Source organism: Streptomyces sp. NPDC047515 (assembly GCF_040643055.1).
Lineage (GTDB): Bacteria > Actinomycetota > Actinomycetes > Streptomycetales > Streptomycetaceae > Streptomyces.
Genome location: NZ_JBEYTM010000013.1, coordinates 121,807 through 146,723, shown reverse-complemented (window position 1 = coordinate 146,723; position 24,917 = coordinate 121,807). Strand labels below are relative to the sequence as shown.

Genomic DNA, 24,917 nt, shown 5'->3' with positions numbered 1-24,917 from the left:
GCCCGATGGCCGAGACCCACGTCCTGTTCGTCGAGGACGACGACGTCATCCGCGAGGCCACCCAGCTGGCGCTGGAGCGCGACGGTTTCGCGGTCACCGCGATGCCGGACGGCCTGTCGGGCCTCGCCTCCTTCCGCGCCGACCGTCCCGACATCGCCCTGCTCGATGTGATGGTGCCGGGGCTCGACGGGGTCAGCCTCTGCCGTCGCATCCGCGACGAGTCGACGGTCCCCGTGATCATGCTGTCGGCGCGGGCCGACTCGATCGATGTGGTGCTCGGCCTGGAGGCCGGTGCCGACGACTACGTCACCAAGCCCTTCGACGGGGCGGTCCTGGTCGCCCGGATCCGTGCCGTGCTGCGCCGCTTCGGTCATGCGTCGGGCGGGCAGCCGGGCAGCGGGGACCGGGAGCCGCAGCCCGTCGGCGGCGTGCTGGCCTTCGGCGATCTGGAGGTCGACACCGAGGGCATGGAGGTCCACCGGGGCGGCGAGCAGGTGGCATTGACGCCGACCGAGATGCGGCTGCTGCTGGAGTTCTCCGCCGCGCCCGGCACGGTGCTCTCCCGCGACAAGCTGCTGGAGCGGGTCTGGGACTACGGGTGGGGCGGCGACACCCGGGTCGTGGACGTCCATGTGCAGCGGTTGCGCACCAAGATCGGCCAGGACCGGATCGAGACGGTCCGCGGCTTCGGCTACAAGCTCAGGCCATGAAGCGGCCGACGCTGCGGACGGGAGTCCGCTGGAAGATCAGCATCGCCATCGCGGCGGTCGGCGCGCTGACCGCGGTCGCGCTCAGCTTCGTCGTCCACAACGCCGCCCGGGTCTCGATGCTGGAGAACGCGCGCGAGGTCCAGCTGACGCGGCTGACGTACGCGCAGCTGCTGTACGAGGCGAAGAAGACGCAGAAGACCGACCCCCGGTTCGGCGCCAAGCTCAACGACCCGTTGATGCCGCGCAGCCTGCGCGCGGAGACCAGCAGGAACCGGCGTGCCACGCATGTCGAGGAGCTCAAGCAGGGGGGACCCGATGTGTGGGCGGCCGTCCCGGTCGGCAACGGCAATGTGCTCTCGCTGCACACCCGTTTCACCGGCCGCAGCGCCAGGGTCCTGCGGGATCTCGACCGGGCACTGATCATCGGCTCGGTCTCGGTGGTGCTCGGCAGCTGTGCGCTGGGCGTGCTGATCGGCGGACAGCTGTCGCGCCGGCTGCGCAAGGCCGCCGCCGCCGCGGGCAGGGTCGCGCAGGGCAATACGGACGTACGGGTCAGGGAGGCCGTCGGCGGGGTCGTCCAGGACGAGACCGATGAGCTGGCCCGTGCGGTGGACGCGCTGACGGACGCGCTGAACGAACGGATCGAGGCGGAGCGCCGGGTCACCGCGGACATCGCGCACGAGCTGCGCACTCCGGTGACCGGCCTGCTGACGGCGGCGGAGCTGCTGCCGCCGGGCCGTCCCACCGAGCTCGTACGGGACCGGGCACAGGCGATGCGCACCCTGGTCGAGGACGTTCTGGAGGTGGCCCGGCTGGACAGCGCGTCGGAGCGGGCCGAGCTGCAGGAGATCGCGCTGGGCGAGTTCGTCAGCCGGCGCGTCGCGCTGCTGGACCCGGGTGTACAGGTGCAGGTCGTCCACGAGTCCTGGGTCAGCACCGATCCGCGCCGGCTGGAGCGGATCCTCGGCAATCTGCTGGGGAACGCCGCCAAGCACGGCGCCACACCGGTCGAGGTCACGGTCGAGGGCCGGGTGGTGCGGATCCGCGATCACGGTTCCGGTTTCCCCGCGGCACTGCTGCGTGAGGGGCCGAGCCGATTCCGTACCGGAAGCAGTGACCGGGCCGGGCACGGGCACGGGCTCGGGCTGACGATCGCGGCCGGCCAGGCGCGGGTCCTCGGAGCCCGGCTGACCTTCCGCAACGCGGCGCCGGAAGGGGCGGCGCAGGGCGCGGGCGGGGCGATCGCCGTGCTGTGGCTGCCCGAGCACGCGCCCACGAACACCGGCAGCTTCCCGATCCTGCACCTGTCCGAACAGCGCACCCCGGACAGCGGCGACGGGCAGAACGCGGAGCCCGGCAGCAGGCTGTCCGGCAGCTGAACCGGATACGGAAGGAGGCTCCCGGGGCGCGCCCCGGGAGCCTCCTCGTACCACGCTCGTAGCACCGCGGAGGGGTCAGACCGCCTCGGGCTGCTTGGCACCGGCGGCCGCGGCCGGCTCCGCGCCACCGTCCGACGACGTGGTCTCCGGGCCCGCTCCCCGCAGCGGCACCTCCTTGACGAACACCGAAGCGATCAGGGCGATCACTCCGACCGAGGCACCCACCAGGAACGCGATGTGCGTACCGGACGACACTGCGAACTGGTACGCCTCACGCACCGCGTCCGGCAGCTTCGCCAGGCTCGACGCGTCCAGCTGGGCGGACTTCGCGGTGGCCGCCCCGCCGCCGCGGGCGGCCATCTCGTCCTGCACCCGGCCGGTGAACAGGGCACCCATGATCGCGACACCGAAGGAACTGCCGAGCGTACGGAAGAGGGTGGTCGCGGAGGAGGCGACTCCCATGTCCTTCATCTCCACGCTGTTCTGCGCCACGAGCATCGTGATCTGCATCAGGAAACCCATGCCCGCGCCGAGCACCGCCATGTAGATGCCCGAGGTGAGCCGCGTGGTGCCGGTGTCCATCCGCGAGAGCAGGAACAGACCGGCCACCATCAGGACCGAGCCCAGGATCGGGAAGATCTTGTACTTGCCGGTGCTGGTGGTGACCCGTCCCGCGATCAGCGAGACGACCATCATCGACAGCAGCATCGGCAGGAGCAGCAGACCCGAGTTGGTCGCCGACGCGCCCTGGACAGACTGCTGGTACAGCGGCAGGAAGAGCACCGCGCCGAACATCACGAAGCCCGACATGAAGCCGACGACGGACATCAGGGTGAAGTTGCGGTTGCGGAATATGTGGAGCGGAATAATCGGTTCTGCGGCCTTCATCTCGGCGAGGACGAAGCCGCCGAGCGAGGCGACACCGATCGCGATGAGCTCCATGATCACGGCGGAGTTCCAGTCGTACTCCGAACCGCCCCAGGTGGTGACCAGCACGATCGCGGTGATGCCGACGGTCAGCAGCCCCGCACCGAGGTAGTCGATCTTCAGCTCGGTGCGCTCCCGCTTCGGCAGGTGCAGAACGAGGGTGACCATGGTCAGGGCGACCGCGCCCAGCGGCAGGTTGATGTAGAAGCTCCAGCGCCAGCCGAGGTGGTCGGTGATGGTGCCGCCGACCAGCGGTCCGCCGATCATCGCGATGGCCATGACGCCGGCCATCATGCCCTGGTACTTGCCGCGCTCGCGGGGCGGCACCAGGTCGCCGATGATTGCCATGACGCCGACCATCAGGCCGCCCGCGCCGAGCCCCTGGATGGCCCGGAAACCGATCAGCTGGCCCATGTCCTGGGCCATGCCGCTCAGGACCGAGCCGATCAGGAAGAGCACGATGGCCGTGAGGAAGACGCCCTTGCGCCCGTACATGTCGCCGAGCTTGCCCCAGATGGGGGTGGAGGCCGCGGTGGCCAGGGTGTACGCGGTGACGACCCAGGACAGATGCTCCAGGCCGCCGAGGTCGCCGACGATGGTCGGCATGGCCGTGCCGACTATCAGGTTGTCCAGCATGGCGAGCAGCATCGTGATCATCAGGGCGAGCATCACCACCCGGACACTGCGCTGCTGTTTCCCGGGTTTCCCGGCCGGCCGGTCACCCGCCTCTCCGTCCGTCGCCTTCTTCAGCTCCGCCATGGTCCCCACTCCCTGATCCCCGGTGCGCGCCGGGCCCTTACTTGCCGCCCGGCTAGTTGACTACACTGGGGAAAAGTAGACGCGTAACTAGCCGGGCGTCAAGTAAGTTTCTTAGGGAGAGCGCCATGGGCAGCACGCCGCAGGCACGCCGGGGCAACACGCGCCAGCGCATTCAGGACGTCGCCCTGGAGCTCTTCGCCGAACAGGGCTACGAGAAGACCTCGCTGCGGGAGATCTCCGAGCGGCTGGACGTCACCAAGGCCGCGCTGTACTACCACTTCAAGACCAAGGAAGACATCCTGGTCAGCATCTTCGACGACCTCAACCGGCCGATCGAGGAGCTGATCGAGTGGGGCAGGGACCAGCCCCACACCCTGGAGACGAAGAAGGAGATCCTGCGCCGCTACGGCGAGGCACTGACCGCCGCGGCCCCGCTCTTCCGCTTCATGCAGGAGAACCAGGCGACCGTGCGGGACCTCAGCATCGGGAAGACCATCAAGGACCGCGTCATCGGCCTGGTCGACCTGATCAAAGAACCCGACGCGTCACTGGCCGACCAGGTGCGCTGCTTCACCGCGCTCTTCGCGATGCACGCGGGCATGTTCGCCCTGAAGGACATCGAGGGCGACCCCGAGGAGAAGCACAGGGCCGTCCTCGAAGTCGCCTTCGAACTGATCACCCGGGCACACAGCCCGGGGTCCGCCGAGTAGCGGGGTACGCCCGGTCCGGTCAGACCGTGACACCCTCCTTGTGCAGGAACGAGACCGGGTTGATCGCGGAACCGTAGTTCGGGGTGGTCCGGATCTCGAAGTGCAGGTGCGGGCCGCTGGAGTTGCCGGTGTTGCCGGAGAGGGCGATCTTCTGGCCCGTCTTCACGGTCTGGCCGATGCGCACATCGATCTTCGACAGGTGGGCGTACTGCGAGTACGTGCCGTTGCCGTGGCGGATCACGACTGCGTTGCCGTACGCGGGGCCGTCGCCGCCGCCGTTCGGGCCGGCCTTCACGACGGTGCCGCCGTGCGCGGCCTCGACCTTGGTACCGATCGGGACGGCGAAGTCCTGGCCGGAGTGCTTGTGGGCCCAGCGGGAGCCGTCGCTGCCGAAGCTCGCGCTCAGCGCGTAATGACCCACCGGGATCTTCCAGGTGGCGGCCTTCTTCGCGGCCGCCTGCTCGGCCGCCGCACGCTCGGCCTTGGCCGCGTTGGCCGCCTTACCCTGCGCGGCCGCCTGCGCGGCGACGGAGTCGGCCGCGCCTGTGCTGATCAGATTCGCGATGCCGGGGGCACCCGTCGTGCCGGCCGCGAACGCAGCACCCGCGCCGAGAACCATCGACGTCCCCAGACCGGCCGCCACCACGGCGCCACGGACACGGGACAGGGACGGGCGACGGGAGTGCTGGAACGAAACGCGCTTCGACATAAGCGGAGAACCTCCGGAGATGACTGGACCCGACGCTTCCGCCGGGCTGGCCATCCCTTGGTAACCCGCGCCCCCGCCGATGCTCAAACACCTCATATACGAACAAAAGCCGTATCCGATGCCTCGGGAATGCGCCGTCTCCGACTTCACGCGCCCCTCGTCCGGGCCCACTGAAACTCTCGTTCCAGGCAGGTTTAACCCCAGCTCCAAACCGATCGAACCGGACCGAACCCGGCGATCCACGCGTCTCGCGTTCCGGCGCCGAGAGCCCCCCCTCCACAGCGGGCCGAAGGTCCCTGCCGGGGGCGCGGCTCTCTCCCCTATCGGCGGTAGTAGGGGCGGAAAGGGCTGTGTGCCTTGTCACCGCCGGAGGGTCCTGGAGCCGTCCGATCCGGGCCGTCCGCCACGTGCCGACGGCGCGATCGGCGGCGGGTCGCACCGGCTCGGCCGACACCGCGGCTCCGCGGGCCGCGGGCCGCGGAGCCGCGGAGCCGCGGGCCGTCGAGAAGCCGGGGGCCGTCGAGAAGCCGGGGGCCGTCGAGGAGCCACAGCGGCCACCGACCGCTACCGCCCCGCACGGCACGGTCGGCGCCACACGGAAAAGGGGCTGCCCCGGACCGTCTCTCAACGGTTCCGGGGCAGCCCCTTCAGGCGCTCAGGCGCTCGGTGGTGTCCTTACACGTCCTTCGACATGTTCGGACCCGCACCGCCCGCTGCCTGCTCGATCGGGGGGACGTCGGGCAAAGCCGACTTCTCCTCGCCGCGGAAGGTGAACTTCTTCTCCTCAGCCTCACCCTCGGTGCCGACGACCACGATGTGACCGGGGCGCAGCTCGCCGAAGAGGATCTTCTCGGAGAGGATGTCCTCGATCTCGCGCTGGATCGTCCGGCGCAGCGGCCGGGCGCCCATCACGGGGTCGTAGCCCTTCTTCGCCAGGAGCGACTTGGCTTCCGAGCTCAGCTCGATGCCCATGTCGCGGTCCTTCAGGCGCTCGTCCACCTTGGCCAGCATGAGGTCGACGATCTGGATGATGTCTTCCTCGGTGAGCTGGTGGAAGACGACCGTGTCGTCGACACGGTTGAGGAACTCGGGGCGGAAGTGCTGCTTGAGCTCTTCGTTGACCTTGTTCTTCATCCGCTCGTAGCCGGTCTTGACATCGCCCTGAGCGGCGAAGCCCAGGTTGAAGCCCTTGGAGATGTCCCGGGTCCCGAGGTTGGTCGTCATGATGATGACCGTGTTCTTGAAGTCCACGACCCGACCCTGGGAGTCGGTCAGACGACCGTCCTCCAGAATCTGGAGCAGGGAATTGAAGATATCGGGGTGGGCCTTCTCGACCTCGTCGAAGAGGACGACGGAGAACGGCTTGCGGCGCACCTTCTCGGTGAGCTGGCCGCCCTCTTCGTAACCCACGTAACCAGGAGGGGAACCGAAGAGGCGGGAAACCGTGTGCTTCTCGCTGAACTCCGACATGTCGAGCGCGATCAGCGCGTCCTCGTCGCCGAAGAGGAATTCGGCGAGCGTCTTGGACAGCTCCGTCTTACCGACACCGGACGGGCCGGCGAAGATGAACGAGCCACCAGGGCGCTTCGGGTCCTTCAGACCGGCCCGCGTACGGCGGATCGCCTGCGAGAGGGCCTTGATGGCGTCCTTCTGGCCGATGACGCGCTTGTGGAGCTCGTCCTCCATGCGCAGCAGACGGGAGGACTCCTCCTCCGTCAGCTTGAAGACCGGGATGCCGGTCGCGGTGGCCAGGACCTCGGCGATCAGCTCGCCGTCGACCTCGGCCACGACGTCCATGTCGCCGGCCTTCCACTCCTTCTCGCGCTTGGTCTTCGCGGCCAGGAGCTGCTTCTCCTTGTCCCGCAGGGACGCGGCCTTCTCGAAGTCCTGCGAGTCGATCGCGGACTCCTTGTCGCGGCGGACGCCCGCGATCTTCTCGTCGAACTCGCGGAGGTCCGGCGGCGCGGTCATCCGGCGGATGCGCATCCGGGAACCGGCCTCGTCGATCAGGTCGATCGCCTTGTCCGGCAGGAACCGGTCCGAGATGTACCGGTCCGCCAGCGTCGCGGCCTGGACCAGCGCCTCGTCCGTGATGGAGACGCGATGGTGGGCCTCGTAGCGGTCGCGCAGACCCTTGAGGATCTCGATGGTGTGCGGCAGCGACGGCTCCGCGACCTGGATGGGCTGGAAGCGGCGCTCAAGAGCGGCGTCCTTCTCCAGGTGCTTGCGGTACTCGTCGAGCGTCGTGGCACCGATGGTCTGCAGCTCGCCGCGGGCCAGCATCGGCTTGAGGATGCTGGCGGCGTCGATCGCGCCCTCGGCGGCACCCGCACCCACCAGGGTGTGGAGCTCGTCGATGAACAGGATGATGTCGCCGCGGGTGCGGATCTCCTTGAGGACCTTCTTCAGGCGCTCCTCGAAGTCACCGCGGTAGCGGGAGCCGGCGACCAGCGCACCGAGGTCGAGGGTGTAGAGGTGCTTGTCCTTGAGGGTCTCGGGCACCTCGCCCTTGACGATGGCCTGCGCCAGTCCTTCGACGACCGCCGTCTTGCCGACGCCGGGCTCGCCGATGAGAACCGGGTTGTTCTTGGTACGGCGGGAGAGCACCTGCATGACCCGCTCGATCTCCTTCTCGCGCCCGATGACCGGGTCGAGCTTGGATTCGCGAGCGGCCTGGGTGAGATTCCGGCCGAACTGGTCGAGCACCAGGGACGTGGAGGGGGTGCCTTCCGCGGGGCCGCCCGCGGTTGCCGCCTCCTTGCCGCCGGAGTACCCGGAGAGCAGCTGGATGACCTGCTGCCGCACCCGGTTCAGGTCGGCGCCCAGCTTCACGAGGACCTGGGCGGCGACACCCTCGCCCTCGCGGATCAGGCCGAGCAGGATGTGCTCGGTGCCGATGTAGTTGTGGCCGAGCTGAAGGGCCTCGCGGAGCGACAGCTCCAGGACCTTCTTGGCCCGGGGGGTGAAGGGGATGTGGCCGGACGGGGCCTGCTGGCCCTGGCCGATGATCTCCTCCACCTGCTGGCGGACCGCCTCGAGCGAAATCCCGAGGCTCTCCAGGGCCTTAGCGGCGACACCCTCACCCTCGTGGATAAGGCCCAGGAGGATGTGCTCGGTGCCGATGTAGTTGTGGTTGAGCATCCGGGCTTCTTCCTGAGCCAGGACGACAACCCGCCGCGCGCGGTCGGTGAACCTCTCGAACATCGTTAATCGCTCCTCAGAGCGGTCAGGCAGTAAGGGGTCGGTCCCCTCCCTGTCCTTCCGCAGCTTAGTCCCGCAAGCGGGGACCGCTCATTCCAACTGCCGACACCGTCCTTGGCCTCCTGACCTCGAACGCCGACATCTGCTCCAACCCGATGGTGCGAGACGATGTTCCCGCAGGCCAGGCAGATACCCCTTTCGCCAGTACGCCGATGGCGAACGTGAGATGCCCGAGCCTGCGTGTCGCCCCTCCCCACTAGGGATGTCTTACCCGTAATTACAGACAGTCCATGCGGCGCGCGCCGGTTCCCTCCGCTACGGGCGAACATCTTTGCGCTCCCGAATGCGTCTCTACGCCCCCATCCAGGACACGCTACGCACCTGCTCGCGGACGCTGCGTAACCCTGGGGGCGGCTCGGCCGTTTTTCCGGCATGGCCGTCACCGTCCCACCTCCCCCGCCGTCGCTCGCCGACACGCAGAAAGCTCACGCCGGTTGCGCGCAGTGGGCGCGGTGGTACGAGCGCGAGCTCGGCTGGCCGACGGAGGGCACCGCACCGGTGCGATTGCTGACCGGGCTGCGGTTCGACGTCCTCGAAGTGCCCGCGGCCGTCGGCCGTGCGGCGCTGCGGCGGGCGGGGCGCACCGGACCCGTGGCGCTGTCCGGCGGACGGATGCGCCTGCTGGTGGCGGCGGGAAGCGCCGACGAACTGCCCGGACTGCTCGACTGGCTGGAGTGGGGCGGGGTCGCCCTCTCGCTGACCGCCATCGGCACGGGCGGCCGGATCACTGCGCCGACGCCGCCCGGACGGGTGGTCGGCCGGTCGGGGGCCGCCGTCTGGCTGCGGCCCCCCGGGCTGCGGCACGAGGGAGAGCCGGAGCTCCCGGCCCTCGTCGGCCTCGGGAGCAGGGGTGGGGGTGCTCCCGATCTCGTACGGCTCGTGGACGCGGTGGCCACGGAATGCCACCGGGCCCGGTTGATGCGCGCCCGAACGGGGCGGTCGACCGATGGGTCGACTGCTCAGCCGTTGGCCTTCTCGTAAGCCTCGCGGATCTCCGCGGGAACACGGCCGCGGTCATTCACATTGTGGCCGTTCTCGCGGGCCCACTTACGGATCTCCGCGGTGTCCTTGTTGCCGCCGGTGACGGCGCGGCCCTTGCCACGGCCGGCCGCCGCGCGGCCGCCCGTGCGCCGACCGCCCTTGGTGTACGGCTCAAGAAGACCACGGAGCTTGTCCGCGTTGCTCGTGGTGAGGTCGATCTCGTAGGTCTTGCCATCCAGAGCGAACGTGACCGTCTCGTCCGCCTCGCCACCGTCGAGGTCATCGACAAGAAGGACCTGAACCTTCTGTGCCACCGGATTTCCTTTCATCGAAAATGCAGTACGCGGAAAGGAAACCGCTTTTCCCCGGAAAACACAAACCCCCGGGAGGGGTTCAGGATCGCAAGAAGACGGGAAACATGCGCGATTCGGACATAGGGCGACGGCTTCTTGTGACGGTCACAGGTGCAGAAGCATCCGACTGTTGCCCAAGGTGTTCGGCTTCACCCGTTCGAGACCCAGGAACTCTGCTACACCTTCGTCATAGGAACGCAGCAGCTCGCTGTAGACATCTCCGTCGACCGGCGTCTCCCCGATCTCCACGAAGCCGTGCTTCGCGAAGAAGTCGACTTCGAAGGTGAGACAGAAAACCCGCCGTACGCCCAGCCAACGGGCGGTCTGCAACAACTTGTCCAGTACTTGATGCCCGACTCCGGCACCCCTGATGCCGTGATCGACGGCGAGAGTGCGCACTTCGGCGAGGTCTTCCCACATCACATGCAGTGCACCGCAGCCGATGACCCGGGCGTCTTCGTCGCGTTCCGCGATCCAGAACTCCTGGATGTCCTCGTAAAGCGTCACCGTTGCTTTGTCGAGCAGGATGCCTTCACGTACGTACCCGTCGAGGAGACGGCGGACCGATGCGACATCGCTGGTCCTGGCACGGCGGACAGTGATGGCCATGTTTATAACCGACGGTTCGGTACGGAAATCGGTATGCGGAAGCTCTGAGGACATACCCCGACGCTATCGCCCGGTCTCCGGACCCGCGTCATCGGCCGGATCTTCGGCCGCTTCTCCGGCGGCTTCATCAGCCGGTTCCTCAGCCGGTTCCTCACCCGGTTCGCCCACCGCCCCGCCGGCCGCTTCTCCGGCCGGCTGTCCGGGGGCCCCGGGGCGGACGATCCGCATGGCGTCCGCGAGCGCCTCTCGCTGCTCGGCGGACATCATGCCGAAGAAGGCGACAAGAGCGGCGGCCGGGTTGTCGCTCCGCGACCAGGCTTCGTTCATCAGTGCGGCCGAGTAGGCGGCGCGGGTGGAGACCGCCGTATATCGATATGCGCGGCCGTCGACTTCCCTGCGCACCCAGCCCTTCTGATGGAGATTGTCCATTACCGTCATGACGGTGGTGTAGGCGATGGAGCGTTCCTGCTGAAGGTCCTCAAGGACTTCCCGCACAGTGACCGGGCGGTTCCATTGCCAGACCCGTGTCATCACGGCGTCTTCCAGTTCTCCCAATTGGCGGGGCACAATGCCACTTTAGTGCCAGATGCCTGAAATGCCTGGTTATTTACGCGGCGAAAGGGCGCACGGCTCCTGACGAGCCGTGCGCCCTTCGGGTACTGCGAGGTGCGGGGAGTCAGACGCCGTCGGTCCGCGGAGCCTGCTGGACGGACTCGGCGCGGCCGACCGCCAGGTCCACGGCCGCGTCCTCCTTGGCCTTGTTGGGACCGCCCTGGCTCTTGACGATCGTCACGACGAGGCCGATGAAGAAGGCGGCCATCACCACGGGGGGCACGAGCGCGGATACGTAGTCCATGACGTCCAGAGTAGCGAGGCCGGTACGGACTTCCGCGCACCCCCTCCGAGTTGCGGCGCGACTACCCCGCGGCCCACTGCTGTCGCGGCGGGGCGGGCTTGCGGGGCGGGAAGACCTCGGACGGCTTCGGCGCCGGGCGCTCGGAGGGCGGGACCGGCCGGGGCGGGGTCGCCGGGGCCTTGGGCCGTTCGGGTTCCGGGTCGGCCGCCCGGCCGCCGGGCAGGGCCAGGAGACGACTGCGGGGCGCCGGGGCCGCCGCCGGTGCGGCACGTCCGGCCAGGCGGGCCCGTACCGAGCGCTCCGCGCGCATCTGACAGCGCTCCAGCAGCGCCGCGGCCACCGGTCTGTGGCGCAGGGCGCGCAGCGCGGCCAGGTCGTCGGGACGAGGGTCGTATCCGCCTGCCAGGGCGTCCTGGAGCAGCTCCAGGTAGCCGCCGACGGAGCCGGGGAGGGCATTGCGGTAGCGGACGAGGTCGGCGAGGAGGAACGTGCGCAGCCGTCCCGCCTCGCCGACCGCCTCGTCCACGGCGCCCGCCAGTCGCAGGCAGTCCTGGACGTCCTCTTCGGGCAGGGGCTTGGGGTGAAGGGCGATGGCGAGGGCACGTCGGAGCACCCGCAGCTCGTCCGCGCTGAACGCCATACCGCCGCGTGATCCGTAAGGCGTGGGCATGAAGCGACAATACGTGCTAAATGGACAAAATCCTCTTAGCTGGCAGTCGGCGGCGCGGCGTCGGCCCCCGCCCCGCCGGACCGTTCCCGCAGGTACGCCCCGCATCCGCTACATCCGGGACACATTCCGCTCGTACACCAGGCGCAGCCCGATGAGAGTGAGCCAGGGCTCGTGCTCGTCGATGACGGAGGACTCGCCCAACACCATCGGCGCAAGGCCGCCCGTCGCGATGACGGTGACGTCGTCGGGGTCGGCCGCCAGCTCCTTCTTCATCCGCGCGACGACACCGTCGACCTGGCCGGCGAAGCCGTAGATGATGCCCGACTGCATCGCCTCGACCGTGTTCTTGCCGATCACGCTGCGCGGCCGGGCCAGCTCGATCTTGCGGAGCTGGGCACCCTTGACGCCGAGGGCCTCGACCGAGATCTCGATGCCGGGGGCGATCACGCCGCCGGTGTACTCGCCCCGGGCGGAGACCGCGTCGAAGGTCGTGGCCGTACCGAAGTCGACGACGATCGCCGGACCGCCGTACAGGTCGACGGCGGCGACCGCGTTGATGATGCGGTCCGCGCCGACCTCCTTCGGGTTGTCCATCAGGATCGGCACCCCGGTCTTGATGCCCGGCTCGACGAGGACCGCGGGGACGTCGCCGTAGTAGCGGCGGGTCACCTCGCGCAGCTCGTGCAGGACGGCCGGGACCGTGGAGCAGATCGCGATGCCCTCGATGCCGTCGCCCAGCTCCTCGCCGAGCAGCGGGTGCATGCCCATCAGCCCCTGGAGCAGCACCGCGAGTTCGTCCGCGGTGCGGCGGGCGTCGGTGGAGATGCGCCAGTGCTCGACGATCTCCTCGCCGTCGAACAGGCCGAGCACGGTGTGGGTGTTGCCGACGTCGATGGTGAGCAGCATCAGAAGCCGGCCCCGTCGGTGTCGCGGAAGTCCAGGCCGATGTCGAGGATCGGCGAGGAGTGGGTGAGCGCGCCGACGGCCAGGTAGTCGACGCCCGCCTCCGCGTAGGCGCGCGCGGTGTCGAGGGAGAGCCGGCCTGAGGACTCCAGGACCGCGCGGCCGCCGACCAGCGCGACCGCCTCGGCCGTCTGCAGCGGGGTGAAGTTGTCCAGCAGGATCAGATCGGCTCCCGCGTCGATGACCTCGCGGACCTGCTGCAGGGTGTCGACCTCGACCTCGATCGGTACGTCCGGGAACTCGTCCCGTACCCGCTTGAAGGCCTCGGCCACACCGCCCGCCGCGACGACGTGGTTGTCCTTGACCAGCGCCGCGTCCGACAGCGACATGCGGTGGTTGACGCCGCCGCCGCAGCGCACCGCGTACTTCTCCATGGCGCGCAGGCCCGGCGTGGTCTTGCGGGTGTCGCGGACCTCGGCCTTGGTGCCTTCGAGCACATCGGCCCAGGCGCGGGTGGCGGTCGCGATGCCGGAGAGCCTGCAGAGCAGGTTGAGCGCGCTGCGCTCGCCGGTGAGCAGGTCGCGGGTGCGGGTGGTGACGGTCAGCAGCTTCTGGCCGGGGACGACGCGGTCGCCGTCCTCGACGTGGCGCTCGACCGCGAACTCGTCCGTGCAGACGATGGACAGGACGGCCTCGGCGATGCGCAGACCCGCCACCACACCGGCCTCCCGGGCGGTGAAGTCGCCGGTGGCCACGGCGTCCTCGGAGACGGTCGCGACGGTGGTGACGTCGACGCCGCCGTCGAGGTCCTCCTCGATGGCGACGTGCGCGACGTCCTCGACCTGGACCGGGTCCAGGCCGGCGTCGGCGAGGAGCTGGGCGAGGTCGGGGTCGAGGCCGCACTCCAGCGGGTCGAGCTCGTAGAGCTCGTCCGCGCCGCAGCCGCAGCCGTCCCCGCAGCCGCCCGCGGACGGTGCGGGCGCCCCGATCTGGATCAGCGGTACGTCCACGGGTGTGGGGCGCGGATTCTCTTCGGGCGTGCTCACGGTTACGGCTCCTCGGTGACGTCGGCGGGGTGGGTCGGGGGTACTGCTGCGCAGTCTGGTGCCTGCGTGGGGCGTACGGGCCCGAATGCCTCGGTCTCCGTCCGACGGAGGACCGGTTGACGCTCCGGGGTGAGCCGGACGACGAGGTGACGGCGCCAGTTCGCGTCGTCGCGCTCGGGCCGGTCCTCGCGCCAGTGGCAGCCTCGGGTCTCCTCGCGCCGACGGGCGGCGGCGACCAGAACGCGCGAGACGAGCAGCAGGTTGGTGGCCTCCCACGCCTCGACGCCGGGCACCGCGACCTTGGGCTCGGTCGCCTCGGCGGCACGGGCGACGCTGTCGTGCAGGGCCTCCAGCTCCTCGGCGGCGGCGGCCAGGCTCTCGGCGGAGCGGAGTACTCCGGCGCCGCGGGTCATGATCTGCTGGATCGTGCCGCGCGCCTCGGGCGCCAGCAGCGGCGCGGGGGCGGGCAGGTCGCCGGCCGTCGGGGCGCCCGCGCGTGGACGGTCCTCGACGATGTCCGCCGCGATGCGCTCGGCGAAGACGAGCCCCTCCAGGAGGGAGTTGGACGCCAGCCGGTTCGCGCCGTGCACGCCGGTGCAGGCGACCTCGCCGCAGGCGTACAGACCGGGCACGGTCGTACGTCCCCTCAGGTCGGTGCGGATGCCGCCGGAGGCGTAGTGCGCGGCGGGCGCGACCGGAATGGGCTCGGTGACCGGGTCGATGCCGTGGGCACGGCAGGCCGCCAGGATCGTGGGGAAGCGCTGCTCCCACATCCGGGCGCCGAAGTGCCGGGCGTCGAGATACATGTGTTCGGTGCCGTGCAGCTGCATCCGGCGGGTGATGGCCTTGGCGACGATGTCGCGCGGGGCCAGTTCCGCCAGTTCGTGCTGCCCGGCCATGAAGCGCGTGCCGGACGCGTCGACCAGATGGGCGCCCTCGCCCCGTACCGCCTCCGACACCAGGGGCTGCTGGCCCTCGGAGTCGGCGCCGAGGAAGAGGACCGTCGGGTGGAACTGGACGAATTCGAGGTCGGAGACCTCCGCGCCGGCCCGCAGCGCCAGGGCCACGCCGTCGCCGGTGGAGACGGCCGGGTTGGTGGTGGCGGAGAACACCTGGCCCATGCCGCCGGTGGCCAGGACCACCGCGGGGGCCCGGACCGCGCCGACACCGTCGTGCTGGCCCTCGCCCATGACATGCAGGGTGACGCCCGCGGTACGGCCTTCGGCGTCCGTGAGCAGATCCAGGACCAGGGCGTTCTCGACGGTGTGCAGGGCGGCTTCGCGGACCGCTTCGACCAGGGTGCGGGAGATCTCGGCGCCCGTGGCGTCGCCGCCCGCGTGGGCGATGCGGCGGCGGTGGTGGCCGCCCTCGCGGGTCAGGGCGATGTCGCCGTTGTCCGTGGTGTCGAAGTGGGCGCCGGTCCCGATCAGCCGGCGTACGGCCCCGGGGCCCTCGGTGACCAGGGTCCGTACCGCCGACTCGTCGCACAGGCCCGCGCCCGCGACCAGGGTGTCGTCCAGGTGCTGCTGGGGGGTGTCGCCCTCGCCGAGAGCCGCCGCGATACCGCCCTGCGCCCAGCGGGTGGAGCCGTCGTCGAGGCGGGCCTTGGTGACCACGACGGTGGCGAGACCCGCTGCCGCGCAGCGCAGCGCGGTGGTGAGACCGGCAACGCCGGAGCCGACGACCACGACGTCCGCGTCGATGGACCAGCCGGGGGCGGGGGCGGTCAGCCGTATTCCGGTCACGTGGTGGCTCCGAAGGTCAGCGGGATGTTGTCGATGAGGCGGGTCTTGCCGACCTTCGCGGCGATGGCGAGGATCGCGTCACCGGTGGTGCGGTCGTCGGGGATCTCGGTGAAGTCGGCCGGGTCCACGAGCGCGACGTAGTCCAGGGCGAGCGGCGGCTGCTCGGCGGCCGCGTCCTCCAGGATCAGCTGCGCCGCGGCGCGTACCGCCGCAGGTCCGTCCACGGGGCGGGCCAGGGCCACCGCCTGGGTGTCGGCCGCCGCGCGGGTCTCGCCGAGCGCGGTGAGGGCGGCGGCCCGGCCGGTGGTCGCCGCGGTGGTCTGCGCGCGGGCGTGCAGCGCCTGCTGGGCGGCGAGCCTGTCCTGCGCCGCGAACAGGGCCCGGGACAGGGCGAGGGCGGTGTGCCGTTCCTCGACGTCCAGGAAGCGGTTGCGGCTGGAGAGCGCGAGGCCGTCCGGTTCGCGGACCGTCTCCACGCCGACGATCTCGACGGGGAAGTTGAGATCGCGCACCATGCGGCGGATCAGCGCGAGCTGCTGGGCGTCCTTCTGCCCGTAGAACGCGGCATCGGGGCGGGTGAGGTGCAGGAGCTTGGCGACGACGGTGAGCATGCCGTCGAAGTGCCCGGGGCGACAGGCCCCTTCGAGCCGCTCGCCCATGGGACCCGCCGAGATCCGGACCTGCGGCTCGCCGCCGGGATAGACCTCCTCGACGGACGGCGCGAAGACCGCGTTCGCGCCGGCGGCGCCCGCCACGGCGAGATCGGCTTCGAGGGTACGGGGGTAGCGCTCCAGGTCGGCGGCCTCGCCGAACTGGAGCGGGTTGACGAAGACGGTGACGACGACCTGCCCGTCCGGGCCCGCGGCCGCGCGTGCGGTACGGATCAGGGCGGCGTGGCCCTCGTGCAGGGCGCCCATGGTCATGACGACGGCCCGCGGTCCCTTGCGGGGCGCGAACGCGGCGAGCTCGGCGGCCGTACGGAGAAGGGCAGCCGCGGCGGCGGTGCCGGGTGTGCGGGGCGGCGCGGCGGCGCGCGGCGTACCGGTCGCACCGGGCCTGCCGGTCGTGTGGGTCATCGGGGCTCCTGTGATCCGGTGCCGCCCGTGGTGCCGGTGCCGTCGGCCAGGACACCGAGCAGGTCCTCGGCCAGCTCCGGCTTGAGCATGCCGTGGGCGAGTGCGCGGTCGGCGGTGGCGCGGGCCATCGCGACATAGCCGGCCACGGCCTGCGGAGCGTGCGCGCGCAGCTCGCCGATGTGCGCCGCTACGGTGCCGGCGTCACCGCGGGCCACGGGGCCGGTCAGGGCCGCGTCGCCGGAGCGCAGGGCGTTGTCGAGCGCGGCGCCGAGGAGGGGGCCGAGCATCCGGTCGGGGGCCGCGACCCCGGCCGTGCGCAACAGCTCCATCGACTGGGCGACCAGGGTGACCAGGTGGTTCGCGCCGAGGGCGAGCGCCGCGTGGTAGAGCGGGCGGGACTCCTCCGCGATCCATTCGGGCTCGCCCCCCATCTCGATGACCAGCGCCTCGGCGGCGAGCCGCAGCTCCTCGGGGGCGGTCACGCCGAAGGAGCAGCCGGCCAACCGCTGGACGTCGACGGTGGTGCCGGTGAACGTCATCGCCGGGTGCAGGGCGAGCGGCAGGGCTCCGGCCCGCAGCGCCGGGTCCAGCACCTTCGTCCCGTACCGCCCGGACGTGTGGACGATCAGCTGTCCCGGCCGTACCGCGCCGGTCTCGGCGAGGCCCTCGACCAGGCCGGGCAGGGCGTCGTCGGGGACGGTCAGCAGCACCAGCTCGGCACGCGCGAGGACCTCGGCGGGCGGCACCAGCGGTACGTCGGGGAGCAGGGCGGCCGCCCTGCGCACGGACGCGTCGGAGACGCCCGACACGGCGACCGGTCGGTGCCCGGCGAGCTGCAGGGACGCGGCGAGAGCGGGGCCGACGCGGCCCGCGCCCACGACGCCGACCGTGAGGCGGGCGGGGCGGTCCCTCGCGTCGAGGGGCTCCTTGGGGACTGTTGCATTCACGCGGCGGTGACCTTCCGTTCCAGTCCGCGGGGGGTACCGGACGATTCCTCTGCATGCTACGCCAGCGTTTCGTCCGGGTTCCTGGCTGTCCACAGCCTGTGGGAAAAGTCCGGCGGGGCGCGACCCGAGGCCTGTGGGCCCGGAATTCGTTCGGGCCCGATCCGCACTCTGCGTGATGATCGTCCCATGACAGACACGCCGGACACGGATCAGCGGGTACGACAGCCACAGGCGCGGGACGGGGCGCGGGACGGCACAGAGGAGGTCGGGCGGGCCGAGGAGGCTCCGGCGCACGAGCCGGACCCGTCGCGGGAGGATGCGCGGCGGTTGCGCAGGTTGAACGCCTGGCGTGCGGCGGAGCGGGTCCTGATCAGGCCGCCCATGCACCTTCCGCTCGGCGAGCGGCTGGCCGGGCTGGCGGCGGGGGCGGGATCGGTCACCGATCTCGACCGTCCCACGGACATCTACGGCGACGGCGTCGTCGCCGAACTGGAGGCGCGGATCGCGGACCTGCTGGGCATGGAGGCCGCGGCGTTCTTCCCGACCGGGACGATGGCGCAGCAGGTCGCGCTGCGGTGCTGGGCCGGGCGGACCGGCAATCCCGCGGTGGCGCTGCACCCCCTGGCCCATCCCGAGGTGCACGAGCGCGGCGCGCTGGGGGCGGTGAGCGGGCTGCGTACCGTCCATCCGACCTCCGAGCCCCGGCTGCCCACGGCGCGGGAGATCCAGGACTTCGCCGAGCCGTTCGGCACGCTGATGCTGGAGCTGCCGTTGCGCGACGCCGGTTTCGTCCTGCCGACGTGGGAGGAGCTGGAGACCGTGGTGGCGGCCGCCCGGGAACGCGATGCGGTGGTGCACTTCGACGGCGCGCGGCTGTGGGAGTGCGCCTCCCACTTCGGGCGCGAGCTGCCGGAGATCGCGGCGCTGGCCGACAGCGTGTACGTCTCGTTCTACAAGACCCTCGGCGGAATCTCCGGGGCCGCGCTGGCCGGGCCCGAATCGCTGATCGAGGAGGCCCGCACCTGGCGTCACCGGTACGGCGGGCAGCTCTTCCAGCAGTTCCCGGCGGCGCTCGCCGCTTTGATCGGCCTGGACCGGGAGCTGCCGAGCCTGCCGTCGTACGTGGCACAGGCGAAGGTGGTGGCCGGGGCACTGGCCGAGGGCTTGTCGGCGGCCGGCGCCGGGTGGTTCCGGGTGCATCCGGAGCCGCCGCACACGCATCAGTTCCAGGTGTGGCTGCCGTACGGGGCGGATGTCCTGACGGAGGCGTCGGTGCGGCAGGCGGAGGAGACGGGCGTGGCACTCTTCCGCAACTGGTACCCGGCGGCTGCCGGGCCGCCCGGGGTGTCGTTCACCGAAGTCACGGTGGGACGGGAAGGCCTGGAGTGGACGGCGGGGGACGTACGGGAGGCAGTCGCGGAGTTCGTGAAGCGGCTGACCTGACAGGGGGGTGGCCGGGCCGGCCGGGAGGCCGGCCGGGTGGCCGGACCCGTCTGCCCCTGGGGCGCCGCCCGGCACGGTTCCGTCCTCAGACGCCGCACCGGCCGGCGGCACCGGAGCGGCCGGCGCGGTGGCGTCGGGTGAACAGCGCCCGCAGCGCCGTCCGCCACCGGCGGCGCGCCGGGCGGCCCGCGATCACCGCGTCGAATCGGCGCCGGTCGCGTGCCTCGCGCACCACTCCCCAGTCGTGCCGTCCCGGCAGTGGAGGCGGCAGTTCACCTCGCTGAGCCGCACGGTAGCTGTCGATCATGTGCTGCTGAATGGCGTCCATGGCCTCAGCGTGGGCCGGGCGCGGCCCGTCCGGCCCACCGATTGACGACCACCGTCAAATGGCACGTGGCCTTCGGCGCGCACCCCGCACCATGGAGGGGTGAGCGTGCACATCGACATCGCCGGGCTGACGCCCGAGAGCATCGTCTTCGAGACCTCCCCCCTCGCCGAGCTGGGGCTCGCCCTGCACGCCCTCTCCGAGCCGGGGCACCACCCGGGGCTGCACGGCTGGGCGACGGCGACCGCCAGCGCGCTGGAACCCGACCTCGCCGACCGGCTGCACGAGGCCGAGTTCCTGTGGCGCAACACGTTCTCGGACGTCTTCCTGCCGTTCGCCGGGGTCCGCGGCGGGAACGGCAGGACGGGCGCGAACCTCGCCGAGGACCTGGACATCCTCGACCGGCTGGACGACGAGCGGTTCGTCGCCGCCGCCCTGGAGTTCACCTGCTCCAGCCTGTACGGGCTGGGCGCGCCCTCCCCGCTCTGCGACCCGACGATGCGCGCCCGCGCCCTGGACATGGCGGCGGCGCGCGGCCCCCAGCAGGTGGAGTTCGCCCAGCAGTTGCTGGCCGACCCCGCCCCCCTGCGCCGTTGGATCCGCCGCCTGTTCGAGGACTGCGACCAGGCGTTCTTCTCCGACACCTGGCGGCGGGTGCAGGTCCAGCTGGTCGCCGACGCCCGGCACAAGACGGATCTGCTGCGCCGCAAGGGGCTCCGCGAGGCAATGGGCGCGGTGTCCACGGCGCTGTCGCTCGACGAGGCCGGGACCCGGATCAGCGCCGACAAGCTCACCGAGGGCCGGGCCCATGCCGCCGACCCGGCCGTCGGCCGCCCCGGACTCACCCTTGTCCCGTCCGCCTTCGGCTGGCCGCACCTGAACCTGCTGCACGCGCCGGGCTGGCGCCCGGTGATCCACTACCCGGTGCACCGCCCCGAGCTGTCCTCCCCCGCCTCCGTGGAACTGCTCCAGCTGCGCATGGAGGCGCTGGCCCACCCGATGCGGATGCGCCTGTGCCGCCATCTCGCCCGGTCCGCGTACACGACCGGCGAGCTCGCCGACACGTACGGCATCACGGCGCCCGAGGTCTCCCGGCATCTCGCGGCGCTGAAGAAGGCGGGCCTGGTCACCACCAGGCGGCGCGGCCGGTACGTCCAGCACCAGCTGGACCTGACCGTGGTGGCCCGGCTCGGCAGCGACTTCCTGGAGGGCATCCTGCGCTGAGAGCCTGTCGGCCGGGTCAGCCCGCCCCGCCCCCGCCTGCCCTGACCAGCCCCGTCTCGTACGCGAGGACGACGACCTGCACCCGGTCGCGCAGGTTCAGTTTGGTGAGGATGCGGCCCACATGCGTCTTCACGGTCGCCTCGGAGAGCACCAGGCGGGCCGCGATCTCGCCGTTCGACAGGCCCTGCGCGACCAGCAGCATCACTTCGCGTTCGCGTTCGGTGAGCTTGGCGATGCCCTTGTGCTGCGGCTCGCTGTTGCCGCTCGGCAGCATCGGTGAGAAGCGGTCGAGCAGCCGGCGGGTGGTGGACGGGGCGACCACGGCGTCGCCGCTGTGCACGGAGCGGATGGCGGCGAGCAGTTCGCCGGGCGGCACGTCCTTGAGCATGAAGCCGCTGGCTCCGGCCTTCAGCCCGGAGAAGGCGTACTCGTCGAGGTCGAACGTGGTCAGGATGAGCACCTTGGGCGCACCGGGCTGCGCGCAGATGCGCCGGGTGGCCTCGACACCGTCGAGCCTCGGCATCCGGACGTCCATCAGCACCACGTCGACGGCGGTGGCGCGCAGGACCTCGATCGCCTCCGCGCCGTCGCCGGCCTCGGCCACGACGTCCATGTCCGGCTGGGCGGCGAGCACCATCCGGAAGCCGGTGCGCAGCAGCACCTGGTCGTCGACGAGCATCACGCGGATGGCCATGAGGTGTCCTGTCTCCTGTCTGTCCAGCGAAAATCCGAAGGTCTAGTGGGCCGGCTTGAGCGGCAGCAGTGCGCTGATCCGGAACCCGCCGCCGGGGCGCGGCCCGGCGTCCAGCGTGCCGCCGACCATGCCGACCCGCTCGCGCATACCGATCATCCCGTGGCCCGCGCCGTCGGCGCCGCCGTCCTCGTACAGCTCGTGCGCCGCGCCCCGCCCGTCGTCCTCGACCAGCAGTCCGAGGCCGTCGTCGAAGTAGACCAGCCGCACACTGGCCCCGGCGTCCGGGCCACCGTGCTTGCGGGTGTTGGTCAGGGCCTCCTGCACGATGCGGTACGCGGTCAGCTCCACCCCGCTGGGCAGCGGGCGGGCCGTGCCCTCGATCTTGAAGTCGACGGCCAGGCCGGTCTGCCTGACCTGCTCGATGAGGTCCTCGATCTGCTCGACGTCGGGCTGCGGGACGTACTCCCCGCTCTCCTTGGCGTCTCCGGTCCGCAACACCCCGAGCAGCCGCCGCATCTCGGCGAGTGCCTGCCTGCCGGTGCTGGAGATGGTCTCCAGGGCCTGCCGGGCCTGGTCGGGGGCCGTGTCCATGACGTACGCCGCGCCGTCCGCCTGCACCACCATCACCGAGACGTTGTGCGCGACGACGTCGTGGAGCTCGCGGGCGATACGGGCCCGCTCGGCGGCCACCGCGACCTTCGACTGCGCCTCGCGCTCCCGCTCCAGCCGGGCCGCGCGTTCCTCCAGCTGGTCGAAGTACGCGCGCCGGGTGCGCATCGAGTCGCCGAGCACCCAGGCGAGCACGAACGGCACGGTCATCACGACGACGACGAAGGCCTGCTGCGGCCAACCGGTCTGGGGCACGTCCTGCGGCCAGCGCAGCTGGGAGATTCCGGCCGCGCTCAGGCTGCAGACCAGCGCGAGCCGGGACGCCCAGCGCTGCCCGATGGTGGCCACGGTGAAGACGATCACCAGCATCGCGAAGTCCGCGACGCCCGGCTTGACCCCGAACACCACCTGCACGACGCCCACCGCGACGGTGAGCAGCAGCATCTTCTCCGGCGCGCGCCGACGCAACGCGACGACAGTGCAGAGGCCGATGCCGATCAGCAGGGCAGCAAGCCGCTCACCGGCACTGCCCGCCTGCTCCACCGTGGACAAGCCGGAGAGCCCGAGGAGGAAGACAGCCCAGAAGCTGTCGACGCCCGTCGGGTGTCTGCGGATGAAGTCGTAGAGGCGCTGCACGTAACCCAGCGTAGGGACAGGCGGTGGGTGCACGGGTCAGCCGAAGGGCCGATCCAGCTCCTGGGACCGTACTCCCCAAGGTGGAGACTTGGGAACGTGACGGATGAGTGGCGTGGGTGGCAGGAGGCGGCAGAGGCCGCTTTGTACGGAGACGGGGGGTTCTACCGGAGCCCCGAGGGGCCGGCGGGCCACTTCCGTACCTCCGTCCACGCGTCCTCGCTGTTCGCCTCGGCCGTCGCCCGGCTGCTGGTCCGGACGGCGCGGGAGCTGGGCACCGGCTCGGTCGATCTGGTGGACCTGGGCGCGGGGCGGGGCGAACTGCTGACGGGGGTGCTGGCCGCGCTGCCGGCCGCGGGGGCCGGTGGTCCGGACGTGCGGGCGTACGCCGTGGAGCTCGCCGCGCGCCCGGCCGGTCTGGATCCCCGGATCACGTGGTGCGCCGAACCCCCACGGGGAACCCACGGGCTGCTGTTCGCCAACGAATGGCTGGACAACGTCCCCACCGAGGTCGCCGAAACCGACGCGGACGGCGTCGACCGGTACGTCCTCGTGCGGACGGCGGACGGTGCGGAACGGCTGGGCGAGCCGGTGACCGGGGCGGATGCCGAGTGGCTGCGCCGCTGGTGGCCGTCGGCCGGGCCGGGCAGCCGGGCGGAGATCGGCCGCCCGCGCGACGAGGCCTGGGCACGGGCGGTGTCCTCGCTGGCCGGGGGCCTCGCGGTGGCGGTGGACTACGCCCACACACGGGAGGCCCGGCCGCCCTTCGGCACCCTGACCGGCTTCCGGTCCGGCCGCGAGGTGCGGCCGGTGCCGGACGGCAGCTGCGACCTCACCTCGCACGTGGCACTGGACGCGTGTGCCGCGGCGGCCGGGGCCGACGCACCGCCCGAGGTGCTGACGCAGCGCGAGGCGCTGCGCCGCCTCGGAGTCGACGGCGGGCGCCCACCGCTGTCCCTGGCGTCGACCGACCCGGCCGGATACGTGCGGGCCCTCGCCTCGGCGGGCGAGGCGGCGGAGCTGACGGCCCGGGGCGGCCTCGGCGACTTCGGCTGGCTGATGCAGCGCAAGGACGGCCCCGGCGGAGTCTGAGAGCCTGTCGGGGCGGAGTCCCGGTTCCGGGAAGGGGCGGCGGGGAACGGTCGCGCACCCCACCCCGCACCGTCCATCACCCCGCCACTCAAGGAATACTGGCCGTATGACGGAGACGACAGTCGGCATCGGGAGCGCGGCGGAGAGCACCGACATGGTGCTCAACATCGGCCCCCAGCACCCCTCCACCCACGGCGTGCTCCGTCTGCGCATCGTCCTGGACGGCGAACGCATCCAGCACGCCGAACCGGTCATCGGCTACATGCACCGAGGCGCGGAGAAGCTCTTCGAGGCCCGCGACTACCGGCAGATCGTGATGCTCGCCAACCGCCACGACTGGCTGTCGGCGTTCTCCAACGAGCTGGGTGTCGTGATGGCCGTCGAGCGCATGCTCGGCATGGAGGTCCCGGAGCGCGCGGTCTGGACGCGCACCCTGCTCGCCGAGCTGAACCGGGTCCTGAACCATCTGATGTTCCTCGGCTCGTACCCGCTCGAACTCGGCGGGATCACCCCGGTCTTCTACGCGTTCCGCGAGCGCGAGGAGCTCCAGGCCGTGATGGAGGAGGTCTCCGGCGGCCGGATGCACTACATGTTCAACCGGGTCGGCGGCCTCAAGGAGGACCTTCCCGCGGGCTGGCTCGGCCGCGCCCGGGACGCCGTCGCCTCGGTCCGGTCCCGGATGGACGTGTACGACGACCTGGTGCTCGGCAACGAGATCTTCCGGGGCCGTACCCGCGGGGTGGGCGTGCTGTCCGCCGCGACCGTCCACGCGTACGGGGTGTCCGGGCCGATCGCCCGCGCCTCGGGGGTCGACTTCGATCTGCGACGCGACGAGCCGTATCTCGCGTACGGGGAGCTCCAGGACACGCTCAGGGTCGTCACCCGCACCGAGGGCGACTGCCTGGCCCGCTTCGAGTGCCTGCTGGAGCAGACGCACAACTCCCTGGATCTCGCGGACGCCTGCCTGGACCGGATGGCCGGCCTGGCACCCGGTCCGATCAACCAGCGGCTGCCCAAGGTCCTGAAGGCCCCCGAGGGCCACACCTACGCCTGGACCGAGAACCCGCTCGGCATCAACGGCTACTACCTGGTCTCCAAGGGCGAGAAGACCCCGTACCGGCTGAAGCTCCGCTCCGCCTCGTACAACAACATCCAGGCCCTCACCGAGCTGCTGCCGGGCACGCTGGTCGCCGACATGGTGGCGATCCTGGGCTCGCTCTTCTTCGTCGTCGGCGACATCGACAAGTAGGCCGTCC

Annotated in this window: 24 protein-coding genes; 8 read left to right on the top strand and 16 right to left on the bottom strand. The window is 71.1% G+C overall.

The annotated features are described in order from the left end of the window. Window positions 1-5 precede the first annotated feature (5 nt). A complete protein-coding gene (gene cseB, locus ABZ826_RS14330; protein WP_361446917.1) occupies window positions 6-710 on the top strand; it encodes a two-component system response regulator CseB in 705 nt (234 codons plus the stop codon). Then, complete coding sequence (gene cseC, locus ABZ826_RS14325; protein WP_361446915.1) at window positions 707-2,089, top strand: two-component system sensor histidine kinase CseC; 1,383 nt, start codon at window positions 707-709, stop codon at window positions 2,087-2,089. Before cseB ends, cseC begins: the two co-directional genes overlap by 4 nt. 75 nt (window positions 2,090-2,164) lie before the next feature. Here the strand turns inward: cseC and ABZ826_RS14320 are convergent, their stop codons facing one another. Further along, window positions 2,165-3,775: an MDR family MFS transporter gene (locus ABZ826_RS14320; RefSeq protein ID WP_361446913.1), complete on the bottom strand. Its 1,611-nt coding sequence runs from the start codon at window positions 3,773-3,775 to the stop codon at window positions 2,165-2,167. Between the two features lie 125 nt (window positions 3,776-3,900). On the opposite strand from ABZ826_RS14320, the gene ABZ826_RS14315 reads away from it, so the two are divergent. Then, a complete protein-coding gene (locus ABZ826_RS14315; RefSeq protein WP_361446911.1) occupies window positions 3,901-4,485 on the top strand; it encodes a helix-turn-helix domain-containing protein in 585 nt (194 codons plus the stop codon). Between the two features lie 19 nt (window positions 4,486-4,504). Here ABZ826_RS14315 and ABZ826_RS14310 read toward each other — a convergent pair whose 3' ends face one another. Both ABZ826_RS14310 and ABZ826_RS14305 read right to left on the bottom strand, forming a co-directional pair. Next, on the bottom strand, window positions 4,505-5,194 hold the full coding sequence (locus tag ABZ826_RS14310; RefSeq protein WP_361446909.1) for a M23 family metallopeptidase: 690 nt from the start codon (window positions 5,192-5,194) through the stop codon (window positions 4,505-4,507). Window positions 5,195-5,869: 675 nt separating this feature from the next. After that, a complete protein-coding gene (locus ABZ826_RS14305) occupies window positions 5,870-8,398 on the bottom strand; it encodes an ATP-dependent Clp protease ATP-binding subunit (protein ID WP_361446907.1) in 2,529 nt (842 codons plus the stop codon). A gap of 429 nt (window positions 8,399-8,827) precedes the next feature. Here ABZ826_RS14305 and ABZ826_RS14300 point away from each other — a divergent pair, with 429 nt between their 5' ends. After that, window positions 8,828-9,436, top strand: coding sequence for an SCO3374 family protein (locus ABZ826_RS14300; RefSeq protein ID WP_361446905.1), 609 nt, complete (start codon window positions 8,828-8,830; stop codon window positions 9,434-9,436). Here ABZ826_RS14300 and ABZ826_RS14295 read toward each other — a convergent pair. The 10 genes from ABZ826_RS14295 to ABZ826_RS14250 form a co-directional block, all read right to left on the bottom strand. Next, a complete protein-coding gene (locus ABZ826_RS14295) occupies window positions 9,415-9,750 on the bottom strand; it encodes an Lsr2 family protein (RefSeq protein WP_093894032.1) in 336 nt (111 codons plus the stop codon). The two genes, ABZ826_RS14300 and ABZ826_RS14295, sit on opposite strands and share 22 nt — an antisense overlap. A 144-nt stretch (window positions 9,751-9,894) precedes the next feature. Then, window positions 9,895-10,398 carry an amino-acid N-acetyltransferase gene (locus tag ABZ826_RS14290; RefSeq protein WP_361446967.1) on the bottom strand — a complete coding sequence of 168 codons (504 nt, stop codon included), beginning with the start codon at window positions 10,396-10,398 and terminating at the stop codon, window positions 9,895-9,897. Window positions 10,399-10,461: 63 nt separating this feature from the next. Further along, on the bottom strand, window positions 10,462-10,965 hold the full coding sequence (locus ABZ826_RS14285; RefSeq protein WP_361446903.1) for a BlaI/MecI/CopY family transcriptional regulator: 504 nt from the start codon (window positions 10,963-10,965) through the stop codon (window positions 10,462-10,464). A gap of 109 nt (window positions 10,966-11,074) precedes the next feature. Further along, window positions 11,075-11,254: a hypothetical protein gene (locus ABZ826_RS14280; protein WP_361446901.1), complete on the bottom strand. Its 180-nt coding sequence runs from the start codon at window positions 11,252-11,254 to the stop codon at window positions 11,075-11,077. Window positions 11,255-11,315: 61 nt separating this feature from the next. Then, window positions 11,316-11,894, bottom strand: a complete 579-nt coding sequence (locus ABZ826_RS14275; RefSeq protein WP_361446966.1) for a hypothetical protein — start codon at window positions 11,892-11,894, stop codon at window positions 11,316-11,318. Window positions 11,895-12,032: 138 nt separating this feature from the next. Further along, entirely contained in the window at window positions 12,033-12,830 is a 798-nt protein-coding gene (locus tag ABZ826_RS14270; RefSeq protein WP_114245204.1) for a type III pantothenate kinase, read from the bottom strand. Further along, window positions 12,830-13,873 (bottom strand): carboxylating nicotinate-nucleotide diphosphorylase, encoded by a 1,044-nt coding sequence (gene nadC / locus ABZ826_RS14265; protein ID WP_361446898.1) that lies wholly within the window; start codon window positions 13,871-13,873, stop codon window positions 12,830-12,832. The genes ABZ826_RS14270 and nadC overlap by 1 nt, the downstream gene beginning before the upstream one ends. 2 nt (window positions 13,874-13,875) lie before the next feature. Continuing rightward, window positions 13,876-15,618: an L-aspartate oxidase gene (locus ABZ826_RS14260; RefSeq protein WP_361446896.1), complete on the bottom strand. Its 1,743-nt coding sequence runs from the start codon at window positions 15,616-15,618 to the stop codon at window positions 13,876-13,878. Next, on the bottom strand, window positions 15,615-16,694 hold the full coding sequence (panC, locus tag ABZ826_RS14255) for a pantoate--beta-alanine ligase (RefSeq protein WP_361446894.1): 1,080 nt from the start codon (window positions 16,692-16,694) through the stop codon (window positions 15,615-15,617). Before panC ends, ABZ826_RS14260 begins: the two co-directional genes overlap by 4 nt. Continuing rightward, window positions 16,691-17,641 carry a DUF2520 domain-containing protein gene (locus ABZ826_RS14250; RefSeq protein WP_361446892.1) on the bottom strand — a complete coding sequence of 317 codons (951 nt, stop codon included), beginning with the start codon at window positions 17,639-17,641 and terminating at the stop codon, window positions 16,691-16,693. Before ABZ826_RS14250 ends, panC begins: the two co-directional genes overlap by 4 nt. Before the next feature lie 186 nt (window positions 17,642-17,827). On the opposite strand from ABZ826_RS14250, the gene ABZ826_RS14245 reads away from it, so the two are divergent. Continuing rightward, complete coding sequence (locus ABZ826_RS14245) at window positions 17,828-19,084, top strand: beta-eliminating lyase-related protein (RefSeq protein ID WP_361446890.1); 1,257 nt, start codon at window positions 17,828-17,830, stop codon at window positions 19,082-19,084. Window positions 19,085-19,169: 85 nt separating this feature from the next. On the opposite strand, the gene ABZ826_RS14240 is transcribed toward ABZ826_RS14245, so the two are convergent. Then, window positions 19,170-19,412, bottom strand: coding sequence for a hypothetical protein (locus ABZ826_RS14240; protein WP_361446888.1), 243 nt, complete (start codon window positions 19,410-19,412; stop codon window positions 19,170-19,172). A gap of 105 nt (window positions 19,413-19,517) precedes the next feature. Between ABZ826_RS14240 and ABZ826_RS14235 the strand changes: the two genes are divergently transcribed. Next, window positions 19,518-20,633: a DUF5937 family protein gene (locus ABZ826_RS14235; protein ID WP_361446965.1), complete on the top strand. Its 1,116-nt coding sequence runs from the start codon at window positions 19,518-19,520 to the stop codon at window positions 20,631-20,633. A 16-nt stretch (window positions 20,634-20,649) separates the two neighbouring features. Here ABZ826_RS14235 and ABZ826_RS14230 read toward each other — a convergent pair whose 3' ends face one another. Together ABZ826_RS14230 and ABZ826_RS14225 are read right to left on the bottom strand one after the other, a co-directional pair. Beyond that, window positions 20,650-21,327 (bottom strand): response regulator transcription factor, encoded by a 678-nt coding sequence (locus tag ABZ826_RS14230; protein WP_361446886.1) that lies wholly within the window; start codon window positions 21,325-21,327, stop codon window positions 20,650-20,652. Window positions 21,328-21,369: 42 nt separating this feature from the next. Beyond that, entirely contained in the window at window positions 21,370-22,572 is a 1,203-nt protein-coding gene (locus ABZ826_RS14225) for a sensor histidine kinase (protein WP_361446884.1), read from the bottom strand. A 96-nt stretch (window positions 22,573-22,668) separates the two neighbouring features. Here ABZ826_RS14225 and ABZ826_RS14220 point away from each other — a divergent pair, with 96 nt between their 5' ends. Continuing rightward, window positions 22,669-23,661: an SAM-dependent methyltransferase gene (locus tag ABZ826_RS14220; RefSeq protein ID WP_361446882.1), complete on the top strand. Its 993-nt coding sequence runs from the start codon at window positions 22,669-22,671 to the stop codon at window positions 23,659-23,661. Window positions 23,662-23,767: 106 nt separating this feature from the next. After that, window positions 23,768-24,910 (top strand): NADH-quinone oxidoreductase subunit D, encoded by a 1,143-nt coding sequence (locus tag ABZ826_RS14215; RefSeq protein WP_361446880.1) that lies wholly within the window; start codon window positions 23,768-23,770, stop codon window positions 24,908-24,910. Window positions 24,911-24,917 lie beyond the last annotated feature (7 nt).

Coding starts and splice junctions, on each gene's coding strand:
- cseB (WP_361446917.1), top strand. CDS start 6: ATGGCCGAGACCCACGTCCTGTTCGTCGAGGACGACGACGTCATCCGC.
- cseC (WP_361446915.1), top strand. CDS start 707: ATGAAGCGGCCGACGCTGCGGACGGGAGTCCGCTGGAAGATCAGCATC.
- ABZ826_RS14320 (WP_361446913.1), bottom strand. CDS start 3,775: ATGGCGGAGCTGAAGAAGGCGACGGACGGAGAGGCGGGTGACCGGCCG.
- ABZ826_RS14315 (WP_361446911.1), top strand. CDS start 3,901: ATGGGCAGCACGCCGCAGGCACGCCGGGGCAACACGCGCCAGCGCATT.
- ABZ826_RS14310 (WP_361446909.1), bottom strand. CDS start 5,194: ATGTCGAAGCGCGTTTCGTTCCAGCACTCCCGTCGCCCGTCCCTGTCC.
- ABZ826_RS14305 (WP_361446907.1), bottom strand. CDS start 8,398: ATGTTCGAGAGGTTCACCGACCGCGCGCGGCGGGTTGTCGTCCTGGCT.
- ABZ826_RS14300 (WP_361446905.1), top strand. CDS start 8,828: ATGGCCGTCACCGTCCCACCTCCCCCGCCGTCGCTCGCCGACACGCAG.
- ABZ826_RS14290 (WP_361446967.1), bottom strand. CDS start 10,398: ATGGCCATCACTGTCCGCCGTGCCAGGACCAGCGATGTCGCATCGGTC.
- ABZ826_RS14280 (WP_361446901.1), bottom strand. CDS start 11,254: ATGGACTACGTATCCGCGCTCGTGCCCCCCGTGGTGATGGCCGCCTTC.
- ABZ826_RS14275 (WP_361446966.1), bottom strand. CDS start 11,894: ATGGCGTTCAGCGCGGACGAGCTGCGGGTGCTCCGACGTGCCCTCGCC.
- ABZ826_RS14270 (WP_114245204.1), bottom strand. CDS start 12,830: ATGCTGCTCACCATCGACGTCGGCAACACCCACACCGTGCTCGGCCTG.
- panC (WP_361446894.1), bottom strand. CDS start 16,694: ATGACCCACACGACCGGCAGGCCCGGTGCGACCGGTACGCCGCGCGCC.
- ABZ826_RS14245 (WP_361446890.1), top strand. CDS start 17,828: ATGACAGACACGCCGGACACGGATCAGCGGGTACGACAGCCACAGGCG.
- ABZ826_RS14240 (WP_361446888.1), bottom strand. CDS start 19,412: ATGGACGCCATTCAGCAGCACATGATCGACAGCTACCGTGCGGCTCAG.
- ABZ826_RS14230 (WP_361446886.1), bottom strand. CDS start 21,327: ATGGCCATCCGCGTGATGCTCGTCGACGACCAGGTGCTGCTGCGCACC.
- ABZ826_RS14215 (WP_361446880.1), top strand. CDS start 23,768: ATGACGGAGACGACAGTCGGCATCGGGAGCGCGGCGGAGAGCACCGAC.